General features: G+C 47.2%; 12 protein-coding genes and 1 pseudogene. 6 read left to right on the plus strand and 7 right to left on the minus strand.

The window, feature by feature from the left end; genetic code table 11:
* Positions 1-101: 101 nt before the first annotated feature.
* The 3 genes and pseudogenes from A1OO_RS16245 to A1OO_RS16255 form a co-directional block, all read right to left on the minus strand.
* Positions 102-1,010 carry a hypothetical protein gene (locus tag A1OO_RS16245; RefSeq protein ID WP_017003691.1) on the minus strand — a complete coding sequence of 303 codons (909 nt, stop codon included), beginning with the start codon at positions 1,008-1,010 and terminating at the stop codon, positions 102-104.
* Between the two features lie 79 nt (positions 1,011-1,089).
* Entirely contained in the window at positions 1,090-1,644 is a 555-nt protein-coding gene (locus tag A1OO_RS16250; protein WP_017003692.1) for a luciferase family protein, read from the minus strand.
* Positions 1,645-1,731: 87 nt separating this feature from the next.
* Positions 1,732-2,394: pseudogene (locus A1OO_RS16255) on the minus strand (outer membrane protein); the annotation flags it as partial.
* A 113-nt stretch (positions 2,395-2,507) separates the two neighbouring features.
* Here A1OO_RS16255 and A1OO_RS16260 point away from each other — a divergent pair.
* A complete protein-coding gene (locus A1OO_RS16260; protein WP_016958872.1) occupies positions 2,508-3,413 on the plus strand; it encodes a LysR family transcriptional regulator in 906 nt (301 codons plus the stop codon).
* 75 nt (positions 3,414-3,488) lie between these two features.
* Here A1OO_RS16260 and A1OO_RS16265 read toward each other — a convergent pair whose 3' ends face one another.
* Positions 3,489-4,439: a LysR family transcriptional regulator gene (locus tag A1OO_RS16265; RefSeq protein WP_016958873.1), complete on the minus strand. Its 951-nt coding sequence runs from the start codon at positions 4,437-4,439 to the stop codon at positions 3,489-3,491.
* Positions 4,440-4,587: 148 nt separating this feature from the next.
* Between A1OO_RS16265 and A1OO_RS16270 the strand changes: the two genes are divergently transcribed.
* Positions 4,588-5,400 (plus strand): enoyl-CoA hydratase/isomerase family protein, encoded by an 813-nt coding sequence (locus A1OO_RS16270; protein ID WP_016958874.1) that lies wholly within the window; start codon positions 4,588-4,590, stop codon positions 5,398-5,400.
* A gap of 110 nt (positions 5,401-5,510) precedes the next feature.
* On the opposite strand, the gene A1OO_RS16275 is transcribed toward A1OO_RS16270, so the two are convergent.
* A complete protein-coding gene (locus A1OO_RS16275; protein WP_017003694.1) occupies positions 5,511-6,404 on the minus strand; it encodes a LysR family transcriptional regulator in 894 nt (297 codons plus the stop codon).
* Between the two features lie 145 nt (positions 6,405-6,549).
* On the opposite strand from A1OO_RS16275, the gene A1OO_RS16280 reads away from it, so the two are divergent.
* Positions 6,550-7,221, plus strand: coding sequence for a type 1 glutamine amidotransferase domain-containing protein (locus A1OO_RS16280; RefSeq protein ID WP_017003695.1), 672 nt, complete (start codon positions 6,550-6,552; stop codon positions 7,219-7,221).
* 176 nt (positions 7,222-7,397) lie between these two features.
* Here A1OO_RS16280 and A1OO_RS16285 read toward each other — a convergent pair whose 3' ends face one another.
* Together A1OO_RS16285 and A1OO_RS16290 are read right to left on the minus strand one after the other, a co-directional pair.
* Positions 7,398-8,156 carry a class I SAM-dependent methyltransferase gene (locus tag A1OO_RS16285; RefSeq protein WP_017003696.1) on the minus strand — a complete coding sequence of 253 codons (759 nt, stop codon included), beginning with the start codon at positions 8,154-8,156 and terminating at the stop codon, positions 7,398-7,400.
* 46 nt (positions 8,157-8,202) lie between these two features.
* Positions 8,203-8,628 (minus strand): MarR family winged helix-turn-helix transcriptional regulator, encoded by a 426-nt coding sequence (locus A1OO_RS16290; protein ID WP_016958878.1) that lies wholly within the window; start codon positions 8,626-8,628, stop codon positions 8,203-8,205.
* 285 nt (positions 8,629-8,913) lie between these two features.
* On the opposite strand from A1OO_RS16290, the gene A1OO_RS16295 reads away from it, so the two are divergent.
* The 3 genes from A1OO_RS16295 (at position 8,914) to ompV (ending at position 11,831) form a co-directional block, all read left to right on the plus strand.
* Positions 8,914-9,654 (plus strand): response regulator, encoded by a 741-nt coding sequence (locus A1OO_RS16295; protein ID WP_017003697.1) that lies wholly within the window; start codon positions 8,914-8,916, stop codon positions 9,652-9,654.
* Positions 9,655-9,656: 2 nt separating this feature from the next.
* Entirely contained in the window at positions 9,657-10,961 is a 1,305-nt protein-coding gene (locus tag A1OO_RS16300; protein ID WP_017003698.1) for an ATP-binding protein, read from the plus strand.
* 93 nt (positions 10,962-11,054) lie between these two features.
* On the plus strand, positions 11,055-11,831 hold the full coding sequence (ompV, locus tag A1OO_RS16305) for an outer membrane protein OmpV (RefSeq protein ID WP_017003699.1): 777 nt from the start codon (positions 11,055-11,057) through the stop codon (positions 11,829-11,831).
* Positions 11,832-12,134: the final 303 nt, after the last annotated feature.

Consider the following 12,134-nt stretch of genomic DNA (forward strand, 5'->3'; position numbering starts at 1 on the left):
AGATTTTCTAAGCAACACAAAAAAGGGACAACGAAAACGTTGTCCCTTTTTCTTTGACGCGTACGTGAGAGGTAAATTTTGTACCCACTCGAAAATATCAGTTAGTCTAATTCACCTAACGCTTCAGCGACCATGTCTGTGTTACCAAGGCCTTCAGACGGAATGTAACCACTGCCCGAAAAGCCGGTAAATGCGCTGCTATTTGCACCAATGAGATCATTCATTGTGGTGCCTTCATTGGTAACCACGATGACATTGGGTCCCGCAGTGTCGGTAAAGGTTTGGTCCATAACGGTATTACTCAATGCTGTCACCTGATTGCTGCCATCCACAGACCACCAGTTAGCAATGAAATCCGTACCACCGACGTGGCAATCTGCCGTGGCTTCGACAACCTCTCCCGAAATACCAAACGCATACTCGCTATTTCCGGGTACGTTCACCATTAAATTAGCCGTGTTGCACACGTTAGGGTCTGTGTCTTCCAGATTATTGACGATGGCTTCGTTCAACGCGATGTTTTGTAAGCCTGCTCGCTTCATTGCGCCAAAATACGCAGGGGAAGACGTCTGATAACTCAGCGCATAAATATTGAAATCCGCACCGTTAACGCTGTCGTTTGAATACGTAGTCGCGGGGAAATTGGCAACATTGATGGGTGTACCGACATGTGCAAACGCAACGTTTTCGTCGGTGCGGATGTTGCCGTTCGTATCGGTGACTTGAATGGCTTCGCACGCAAGCGAACGCACAATCAGCATCCCTCTATCGTCCGAGCCTTCGAACACAAAACCCATATCGGTGAGGCTATTGACAGTGACCCCCGCTGGCACCTGCGCTTGTAAGTCGGCTTTTGAAACGACAATACCTCCTGCAATCTCTCGGCAGTTAGAAAAATCGACGTCGGAATCTGTCAACGCGATACTCGTGCTGTTGCAGGCTGTTAAACCCAAGCATAGCGTCGCGGCTAGAGTCAAAGGCATGTTGAATGTGTTTTTTTTCGCTGTCATGGGTTGCTCCAGAAAAAAGGCAGTATTCATCAGTGGAAGTGACAATCTGCACAAATGACAAATAGATAGGTGAGGCCCTTTATTTGAGGGACGAGAGTTTTTGTCCTGTCACATAATCAAAGGAAGCCAGCACCAGTTGATAGACGACATTGACTTCTGCATCGGTCGTTGGGGTGTAAATCATGACAAATCCTTCCCAGCCCTTTCGTTTCTTCGCCCAAGGGTGATAAGTCGCCCAACCCGCGTTCACTGCTTCGCTGGCTTTTGTGGGAGAAAGCGACGCATGCAAACTACCATCGGGGTGCATGTGCGCGAATTCGAGCCCGCCAACGATTGCTTGAGGGTTGGCCAATTCGAGATGCTCCGAAACCCAGAACCCGCTCGCGCCGGGCATGGAAATCATCGTGTCTCGAATTTCAATACCTTGAACCCGTGAAACACGCGTCATGAGTTCTGCCAAAAAAGCAGGATTTGATTCCCCGCCCAATTGCACGTGTGGCACGCTATTGGTGGTAGCTGGTACTGGGCTGGTTCGCGCTGGCAGACGTTCAAGTTCCGCGGCGAAGGCTGTCCTAATGAACAAAGCGCTCAAGAACAATGCAAACAACGCGCTGATTTTTCTTTTGGTACACATGACATGCCTCCGATGACGATTTACTTAGAACAGGTAACGCAAACCTAGCTGCACTTCATGTGCTGTTGCATTGTCGATGCGAAAGCCATCCGTAAAATCATCTTGGCCCGTACTGGCATCACCCAATGAGACAAATTGATATTCGCCAATCAGGCTCATTTTCTCGGTAATGGCGTAACTCGTACCGATACCTACATTCCAAGTGAATTCCGTGGAGGTTTCATCTGCATAGTCGTCATAGAAGCCGTCTGACGTACCATCGAGTTGATCGAAAAAGCCTTGAACACCAGCGCCACCCAGCTTTGCCGAATATTCGTTGCGCGCCACACCAACACCCGCTTTCAGGTATGGCGTAAATGCCGTGCCTGTGTTCACGTCATAAAAGCCTTCAAGGGTCAGCGTGGTGCTTTTGAGTTTTCCGTTAAGCGCATATTCTTCACCTACTCGTGAGCCAGTGCCGACGCGTTGGCTATTAAACTTGCCTTCACGATAGCCAAGGCGAGTTTCTACGCGAAATTGCTCGTTAATGATGTACCCAAGCCCGAGAGTCGTGACCGTGCCGTCACCCGCATCGAACTTACCCGGAAAATCGGCATCTTGTGCGATGTTATTACCATAAGGTTCTGAATCTGTTGCTTGATAGCTCTTCCCCAGCAATCCTGTGGCATAAAGGCCTTCTGCACTGGCAATGCCGGAAAAAAGTGTGGTGGCGAATGCAGCGAATAGTACCGGTGTACGCGTCGATCTCATGGTCTCTCCCTTTACGTTAAATCACGCCATTTCGGCTTAGGAGAAATCTACAGCAATCCCATTGATTCTGTTATCCTGCATTATAAGAAGACATAATTCCGCTGAGCAGAACAATGATTCATTATCTTAAACACATGGCGATTTTTGCGCGGGTGGTAGACGAAGGCTCTTTTCGCGCTGCAGCGAGGGATCTCAATCTCGCCCCGTCAAGAGTCAGCCAAACCGTGTCTGACCTCGAAGACCATCTGGGGATCACATTGCTTTATCGCACCACGCGAAAAATCTCGCTAACGAATGAAGGGCGTATGTTTTATCCGCGAGTGGTGGACATGCTGCGCAATGCGGAAATGGGCCTGAATGAGCTTAATGCCTTATCGGTAGAACCAGTCGGCGCATTGAATGTATCTCTCCCTGCCTACATGTCCTCTTCCCACATATCCACTTTTCTTGCTGATTTTATTCGTGAATATCCACGTGTTAGCTTGTCGGTTTCTTACACCGATCATCTCGTGGGGTTAGTCGAAAGCGGGTTTGATCTCAATATCCGTATTGGCTGGCTAGATGACAGTTCAATGGTTGCACGCAAGTTAGGAGAGTTTGAACGGGTTCTTGTTGCGGGGGCTAAGTATGCGGCGTCTCGCCCTAAACCAACCAAGCCTGAAGACCTCAGCGATTGGGAGTGGATCAGCTACAAACAGCGCAATGAAAACATTGAGTTTTCATCAGCAGACAAAAAATCAGTGATGTCTTTTAACCACTCTCGCCTGCAGGTAGACAGCATCGACGCTCTGTTCCACTTTGTGCGTCAAAACGTCGGGATTAGTGTTTTACCGCTTCACCTCGCCAAATCAGGCTTGGTGTCGGGTGAACTTGTCCAGCTCTTACCTGATTGGACACTCAGCCCTGTAGGTTGTTACGCCGTTTGGCCGGACAAGTCACGCAGAGCCAATTTGACGCTATTACTGGCTCGGTTTTTGGCGGAAAAAGAGCAGGCGTATGCTGTCGCATCGAAGTGTTAGGTTAGCCCGTCGAGACAGCTCTTTGCCGACACGGGGAATTCCGTGTCGGCTCACTCTATACGCAAGATGTTCGCGTTATTTCGACCCACCATATAGCGCACTAAAGTTAGGAATATTGTGTTCCCACGTAGGCACTTCTTGGCCCACGATAGTTTTTAACGTATCGATGAACAACGTGGTTTTGATCGGAGCATCACGATGGGGGTAGACCGCAAAAAAGCTGCCGAAATCATCAAGGTGAAGCGTCGTCATGATGGGAACTAATCGGCCATCTAGCACCTCATTTTCAATCATCTGAGCAGTAACAACGGCGAGCATGTTTCCCGCAACGGCGGCTTTCTTTATTAGCTCCACATCGTTCACTCTGTACGCGACATTCAGTTTCAAATGCTGGTGTTCTTGTTGGCTATCGCGGTAACCGAATGTGTCGAGTAACAAACCAGGGGCGGCGTAAACAGCGGCAGGAAGCGCTTCCAGCTGCTCGACGGTATTGATCGTTCCGTGTGTTTCAATAAACGCCGGAGAAGCGACAATCAAAAGTCTATCGCGAGCTATCTTTCTGATGACTAGGCGAGAGTTTTTCGGCTTGCCGACACGAATACCAATATCGAACCCTTCACCGACGATATCTACCACGCGATCATCTAAACGCAATTCAATATCTACCTCTGGGTAGCGTTTCTGAAAAGCCACCACGGCTTGTTGCACGAATTGGCGACCAAACAATGTCGTGCTGCTGACTCGCAAGAGCCCCTTCGGTTCAGCGTGATAATTTTGCGCAAGCCGATGTGTCTCATTTAATAACGCTCGTAATGCCTTTGCTTGGTTCATCATTTCATTGCCCGCCGCAGTTAAGGAAAGCGAGCGTGTTGTTCGGTTCAACAACCTGACACCAAGCTCCCGTTCCAATCGGGTAATGTGTTTTGAGATCACTGACCTGTCGACGTTTCTTTGGTCGGAGACCTTGGTAAAAGAGCCGAGCTCTACGACTTCAAGCAGTAACAATAATCGACTTGAGAAATCCATTTGAATCCTTTGGTGCATTTTTGGCATCAATTATATGCCAATTTGCGTATTTTTTGTCATCTCAAACGAATCTATAGTGGCTCCACATTGAGAGATTCACATTATTCAAAGCGCTGACAAGGCGCGATTATCCGAATGAGGAAGACCCATGAACACGATTGCGATAACTCATGAAAACGGCGTAGCGACAGTCACCATTAACAATCCGCCAGTGAACGTTTTGACGATTGACTTAATCAATGAAATCAACGCGTTTGTGCTCTCACTTGAAGACGACCGCGAAACGAAGATCGTGGTATTTAAATCGCTTCATGAGACCTTCTTTTTGGCGCATTTGGATCTGCATGTCATCAACGGTACGCAAGGCGGTCAAGCAGCGTCGATTGAATTCAACCACATGATTACCAACATCAAAAAGATGAAACAGCTTTCGATTGCAGTGGTTGATGGTGTAGCGCGTGGGGGCGGCGACGAATTTGTGATGGCATGTGATTTAGCGTACGCCACTGAAAACGCAGCGTTTGCGCAGCCAGAAATTCATGTGAACATTCCAACCGGCGGTCAAGGAGCGGTGCAATATGCACGACGCATGGGCAAAAACAAAGCCCTGCAAGCATTGTTACTCGGGAATGATTTCTCGGCGCAACAAGCCGAAGCATTAAACATCATTACGCAGTATGTACCTAAAGCGGAATTAGATAGTTTCTTAGCGATGATACTGAGTGTGGTCAGCACATTAGAAGTACGCGATATCGTGATGTACAAAGAGATCATTCACGCTTCCATCATTGATGAAAATGCGGGTGCGGAAATGGAGTTACGATATTTCTTGGAGCGTGCGAAAGAGAATAAAACACAGGCAATCATTGATGCGTTCATCAAACATGGCGGCCAAACAGAGCGCGAAGCGAAAGACATTCAAGGCATCTTTGTTGACACGGCCAAAGAACTGTCGAAGTAACGAATAAATCGCACCAAGCCGAAACGGTCAGCATTATTGTTGGCCGTTTCTGTATTCAAGATCACTAGGTCAACAGGGGTTATTGAACGCTCCCCTTAACGTCGAACCTGTTATTCCTGCCACCCTTCAAAGTGCGTCAACAAATGGTCGATAGCGAGACGCGCTTTGAGTGGCAAGAACTTACGGTTTTGATACACCACCCAAGAGGTGATTTTTCGTGTCCAAAAAGGCGCGAGAACAGGAACCAGTTCGCCCTCATTCATTGCCTGCTGGAAACTGCTTTTTGGCATATAACCAATCCCCAACCCACCTTTACACGCCTCCACCAAGGCATTGGCGTTGTTGCATCGAAAACGCCCAGACACCTTCACAAGCATCTCTTTGCCATCATGTTCAAACAACCAAGTGTCGTTGTTGGTGATTAAGCACGAATGTTGTGCCAACGCTTTGGGGTGGTTGGGTTCGCCGTGTTTCAACAGGTAATCTGGCGAGGCCACCGCCATTAGACTGCGATCAGCGAGCTTTCTCGCCACCAGCCCTGAATCTTGCAATCGACCATAGCGAATCGCGAAGTCGATACCGTCTTCCACAAAATTCACATGGCGACTGCTGAAATCCACTTCGACCGTCAGCTTAGGGTGCTGTTTGGCGAATGTTACCAGCGCAGGGGCGACAAATTGCTCAGCAAAAGATCCCGCCATGCTAATGCGCAGCGTACCTTGCAAATCAAACTGCGTACCCGTCACCCTCTCATTGGCTTGATCAAGCCCGCTAACAAGCTCTTGGCATTGCAGATAATATTGCTGCCCCGTTTCCGTCAGCTTTACCGAGCGTGTCGATCGCGCAAACAGCGCCGTTCCTAGTCGCTGTTCTAATCGAGACACTTGACGAGAAACATGGCTGACCGAACAGTTCAAGCGACGCGCTGCCTCGCTGAATCCTTTAGCATCGGCGACTGTTACGAATTCGACAATGCCATCAAAGCTGAGTGAGTGAAGGTTCATTACATTATTGCCATATAGCAAAGACGGTTTTCCATTTTAGCGGATTATCACCTATATAGCGAAAGCATAGAATGGCTGGCATAGAATGGCTGGCATCGAACGGCTTACCTTCATCCAAGTCGACTCGCATTAAAAGGACTACGTTATGAAAAAGATTCTTATCATCACTACGAATCACGCCACGCTTGGCACAACGGATCAGGCTAACGGCACTTACGCCCCTGAGATGACCCACGCGTTGGATGCTTTTCTGCAAGCTGGTTTCAGCTACGACGTCGCCTCTATCAATGGTGGCGCTGTGCCTTTCTATGGTGAAAACATGGAAGGCGATGACGTGAACACGCGCATTTTCAACGACGCAGAATTCCAATCTCGCGTGAACAACACCATTCCCGTGAATCAAATCAACATCGATGATTACGATGCCATTTTCTATCCGGGTGGCTTCGGTCTGCTTTCTGATTTGGCAGAACATGTTCTCACGGCAAGCCTAGCGGCAACGCTCTACGAAAAAGGCGGCGTGATTGGTTCTGTGTGCCACGGCCCTGCTGCTCTGCTTCCTATCACGCTGAGCAATGGACAACCGTTGATCGCAGATAAAACCGTGACAGGCTTTACCCGTGAAGAAGAAGTGGATTTTGGCACCATCAACGACATTCCTTTCTTGCTGGAAGAGTCGCTGACGCGCAAAGCGGCGAAATTTAGCAAAATTCAGCCTTGGGGTGTGCATGTGATTACTGACGATCACCTTGTGACAGGCCAAAACCCTGCCAGTGCACATGGTGTAGGTGAAGCAATGGTCGCGCTGCTTAAATAGCGCTACACGCACGCAAAAAAGAACAGATTTAAACGTCGGTGACGAGCGAACCACTGCCTTGCTCAACACTGACGTTTTCCTTTTGGCTTTTGGAAGTGCGCGGCTTTAACGACTGATTATGCCACCAGCGCAGCTTTAGGCTGCGCTGGCTCGTTTTTGGACAAAACCTTGTTAGCTTAAGACAATCGAGTGCCTATAATTGCTGTTCGACATTCCGTGCTCGATGATTCAGGTTTCGTATAAAGTTCAACACTAAATCCTACTTCTTCCATAAGTTGCATATAATACTCAATACCAAATAAACCCAATTCCATACGGTCAAACTCTATGTGTGTTACTCCTTGTTTTTGTTCATAGTATGAAGTCAGTACATTCAGTCGATTTTTATCCGTAGGATGACGCTCGATATAGTCGATAACCGTCAAGTCTGTTTCAGGAAGTGATGTTGTGCGATGATTAACAATAGGTTTATTAATACTATCTCCGTCAAATTCAGGAGATAAAGCAAAAACACCTCCGTAATTTAAGTGCTGGTACGCGTTTGCAAACGTAGCCCTAATATCATCAGCATGGAACAGGTGACCGATACTGTCATGTAGCAAAATAAAATCAAATTTCTGCTGTAAACAAAACTCCCTGATATCTCCCTGAATGGTGTTTACATTAGGGTTAAGCTGCTTACACTTTGTCAGCATATCTGAGGATAAATCAATGGCAAATGCTTCAACATGAGAACCGATGTGCGAGAGGAGGTGCCCAGGACCTGAAGCTAATTCCAGTAACATTGGCAAAGTTTTAGCGCATTTTTTTTCAATAAGTTGCTGCCAAAAATGAGCCTCTCCTTGGTAATCATCTCGACTAATCACGTAGTCATAGTATTTTGACAAATCACCGTAAAGACGGTTGGTTGAGATATTGTGGTGGTTGAATTTCATTATATTTCCATTATTTTTATTTTTATTTTTATTTTTATTTTTATTTTTATTTTTTCAATAAAATATCGACAGCCTTGGATAATAGCGAATTAAACTGCTCATATTCCGTGTCAGAAAAAGCATGCCGAAATTCACTATCAACTTGTTGATATATGTTTATCTCTAATTCACGTAGAGCATTCGCTTTTTCTGTTGCGACCAATCTCACTCCTCTGCCATCGGCGTGATTTTTAATTTTTGCAAGGTATCCCTTGGACTCTAACTTGCTCACCATACTGCTAGCAGAGGCGTTGCTAACATTCATCTGGCAAGCTAAAGAACTAAGTGATACATCTTCTATTAACCCATTAAGTGCGTAGAGGTAATCTAATTCATTGTTTGTCAGTTCGTTGCTTGCTTGGTCACTAATTTTAGAGCGCCAACGGCGCCATAATTCGAACTCAAGTAGTTCCAGGCTCTTAATCGCATCCATAGTATCTCCGATATTAAATTAGTTAGTCTAACTAACTAATTTAATGTAAGCAATGCCAAAGTTTTACTCTAACTCACAATGGGGCACAACCTAGCCAGCTTTCTACCTCACCCGCAATCAAACGCCCACAAATCGATTCAGCAATGCAATGAACGCGCCCAAAGCGCCCGCAGGCCTGCCTACACTTTCGGTTTACTCATTCAAAATTCATAACCACTTAATCGCTGAGACTGTGCTAAAACAGTTTGTGGATCATATTGTTTACATGAATATTGAGGACGTCAGATGGCAGCTACTCCCCGTCTTTTTATTGTTGAGGATGATGATAAGCTTCGTCACCTCCTGTCCTCTTATTTCAGGGAACAAGACTTCAACGTTAAGGCGTTTGATCGAGGAGAGGCTGCAGTTGCCGCTATTTTATCGGAGCAACCCGACATCGTGATGTTGGACCTCATGCTACCTGACATCGACGGCCTGACAATTTGCCGACAGATACGTGCGCAATTTTCTGGCAAAGTACTCATGCTGACAGCCAGTGATGATGATTTCGACCACGTGGCTGCGCTGGAAATCGGCGCGGATGACTTTGTTACCAAACCGATAAAGCCGAGAGTATTACTGGCTCGGTTGCGCGCGTTGATCCGTCGGGCTGACAGTCAACCCAAGACAACGGAACACTCGCCATCAATCGCATTCAACACCTTGGCTTATGGCCGTTTAACACTCAATAAATCTCGTAAACGGTGTGCATTGGCAGAGAAGCATATTCCCTTATCAGACAGTGAATTTGATCTTTTATGGTTGCTCGCAGAATCAGCGGATAAGGTGTTATCCAGAGACACACTCACCCGTGCAGTAAGAGGCATTGAATATGATGGGTTGGATCGTACCGTTGACAACAAAGTGGTCAGTTTGCGTAAAAAACTAGGAGACAACCCTGCCTCACCCTGTCGCATCATTACCGTCAGGGGAAAGGGCTACCTTTTTGTGCCTGATGCCTGGCAAGACTCTCAACATAACGTGTGACTATGTGGCGCATTTATATCGAATCATTTATCGGACTGTTTTTTCTCTTTATTGTCAGTCTGTTTGCCTTCGACTACGTGGTCTACCAACTCAATCCGGATTATGACAATGTACTGGAGGACATGCAGGCCGCAGCCGTTCACCGTGTCCTCAGTACCTTGTCTGAGCCACAAGGCAGCGAGTTTACGGCGCAATTGCTAGCCAACTATGCCGAATCCACAGCCAGTACCTTGAACATGGTGCCAGTGGATGTTGCACCTAAAGAGGTGAGAGACTATTTCGCACAACATTCGCCGCCCCACCCTTATTCCTTTCATGATAACGATCGAGCACTTTGGCTCATCTTTCCTGACTCAAACACTTTCTATCAAATTGCCCCTGATGAGACAGCAATGGTCAGGCAGAAAATTGACTTTAGCGACTCACTGTTTTTCGTTTTCATTGCGGCCGGTTTCTTAATTTATTCAAGCTGGTTGATCTGGTTTATCGGTCGTAGAACACGCGCCCTACAGCACGTGACAGCGGAATTCGCCAAGGGTAACTTAAACGTGCGAGCACCGACTAACAGCGGCAGCAAAGTGGGAAAAATGAACGAAAGCTTTAATGAAATGGCGGACAAAATATCCCAACTCATTACCAGCAACCGCTCTCTCACCCAAGCCGTCGCCCATGACCTTCGGACACCGATTTTTCGCATTCAATGGCAAGCCGAAATTATTCATGAAGAGACCCACTCACCTGCGCTAAAGAAAAAAATCGCGAGTATTATCGAAGACACGGAGGAAATGGAGCAGTTAGTCGATTCACTGCTTTATTTCGCTAAGGTAGGCCGTCAAGACGCACCGCTCAACAAAGAGGAAATTGCGGCCCGCCCCTTTATCACGCATTTGATAGCGCGCCTCCCGAATGCCCAATACCGTCAAATAGACGCAATGATTGACCCTGACATCGTGTTTATGGCTGACAAAACGTTACTAAAGCGCGCGATAGAAAACGTGTTAGTCAATGCCATGAGGTACTCAGTATCAAGGGTGACAGTGCATTGTTCTCAACATGCGCAAACCATTAAAATCATCGTTGAAGATGATGGCCCCGGTATCCCAGAGCCGTTTCGCGAGCGCGTTTTCGAACCCTTTTTTAGCGTTGACCCGTCAAGGAACAAAGCAAATATGGGGCACGGGTTGGGGTTATCCATCGTTAAGTTAATCGTTGAGAAACATGACGGTCAGGCGACCTTCGAAGAAGGCTCCACGGGCGGTGCCAAACTCGTTCTTACCATTCCAAACCCTGACTCTGACAATCAGTGACAAAGTAGTCACCAACTAATGACAAACTGATCCTTTTGTCAGTCTGATTGATTTTGTACGGTGTTCATAACACGTACAGCTAAGGACAGAATCATGAAAAACATTGTCGTTTTATTCTCAACGCTTGCCGCAGCCTCTGCCGTGCATGCCGCGGGGGACACATATATTTTAAACGGTAGTATCTACACCAAACAAAACACATGGATAGCGGAGGCGGGCGTTGCTGGCATCAGCGATCTCTATAAGGAACAGGATGATTCAGTCGTTCCTGTGTTGAATTTTGGCTACCACGGTGATGACTTCAATGTCGATTTGAATGGCGCGAACTATCGCGTCTACGGTACAGACAGTGATCAGGTAAACATCGGGGTTATCCTGACCAGCGCTGGGCTAGCGTATGACGATGACACCTCAGATTTTCTAAAAGGTATGGATGACCGTGACTTGAGTGTCGACCTCGGCTTGAACGTAGATTTTAGACTCGGGACAGGCGTGATTTCGACCTACTTCCAACACGATGTATCGGGTGCCTACAAAGGATATATAGCTGGTGCAAGATACTTCGACATTGCCACCATCGGTGATGCTGATTTTGTCTCTTTCGCCGGCGTGATGCTGCAAAGTAAAGACTTTGTCGACTACTATTTTGGCGTCAATCAAAACGAAGCGCGAGCCAATCGCCCAGCCTACACCGGTGACAGCAGTGTGGCTTATGAGTTGGGATACAAGCTGATTTATCCTCTCAGTGAAAGCTGGAACCTGACACAGTCAACGCAATACACACGTTTAGGCAGCGACGTTGCTGACTCTCCCATTGTTGACAGCGCTAACCAATGGATGGTGGGAGCAACCATCGCCTATCACTTCTAAAACGCGAAAAAGCCTGACGACAACATCAGGCTTATTTTTCCGCAAACTGACGCAATGAACACCTTACCTGTTTTACCGATAGCACTATGGGTGTTGAGCCGTTGAGAGACGAACGACAACCACGAGGATTTTCTTAACGTGCCTACCACTGCTTTATCGTCCAATTTCCTAAAATGCCCACAAAACCACCACTCAAACGCGCAATCGGGAGAGAACGATAAAAACCCATACGCAAACGATTGCCTTCCTTCAAAAAGCGAGTAAGATGCGCGCCAATTTCAAGGCGTTACTGACGTTGGTTGC

This window comes from Enterovibrio norvegicus FF-33 (assembly GCF_000286835.2).
Lineage (GTDB): Bacteria > Pseudomonadota > Gammaproteobacteria > Enterobacterales > Vibrionaceae > Enterovibrio > Enterovibrio norvegicus_A.

Coding starts and splice junctions, on each gene's coding strand:
- A1OO_RS16245 (WP_017003691.1), bottom strand. CDS start 1,010: ATGACAGCGAAAAAAAACACATTCAACATGCCTTTGACTCTAGCCGCG.
- A1OO_RS16250 (WP_017003692.1), bottom strand. CDS start 1,644: ATGTGTACCAAAAGAAAAATCAGCGCGTTGTTTGCATTGTTCTTGAGC.
- A1OO_RS16260 (WP_016958872.1), top strand. CDS start 2,508: ATGATTCATTATCTTAAACACATGGCGATTTTTGCGCGGGTGGTAGAC.
- A1OO_RS16265 (WP_016958873.1), bottom strand. CDS start 4,439: ATGGATTTCTCAAGTCGATTATTGTTACTGCTTGAAGTCGTAGAGCTC.
- A1OO_RS16270 (WP_016958874.1), top strand. CDS start 4,588: ATGAACACGATTGCGATAACTCATGAAAACGGCGTAGCGACAGTCACC.
- A1OO_RS16275 (WP_017003694.1), bottom strand. CDS start 6,404: ATGAACCTTCACTCACTCAGCTTTGATGGCATTGTCGAATTCGTAACA.
- A1OO_RS16280 (WP_017003695.1), top strand. CDS start 6,550: ATGAAAAAGATTCTTATCATCACTACGAATCACGCCACGCTTGGCACA.
- A1OO_RS16285 (WP_017003696.1), bottom strand. CDS start 8,156: ATGAAATTCAACCACCACAATATCTCAACCAACCGTCTTTACGGTGAT.
- A1OO_RS16290 (WP_016958878.1), bottom strand. CDS start 8,628: ATGGATGCGATTAAGAGCCTGGAACTACTTGAGTTCGAATTATGGCGC.
- A1OO_RS16295 (WP_017003697.1), top strand. CDS start 8,914: ATGGCAGCTACTCCCCGTCTTTTTATTGTTGAGGATGATGATAAGCTT.
- A1OO_RS16300 (WP_017003698.1), top strand. CDS start 9,657: ATGTGGCGCATTTATATCGAATCATTTATCGGACTGTTTTTTCTCTTT.
- ompV (WP_017003699.1), top strand. CDS start 11,055: ATGAAAAACATTGTCGTTTTATTCTCAACGCTTGCCGCAGCCTCTGCC.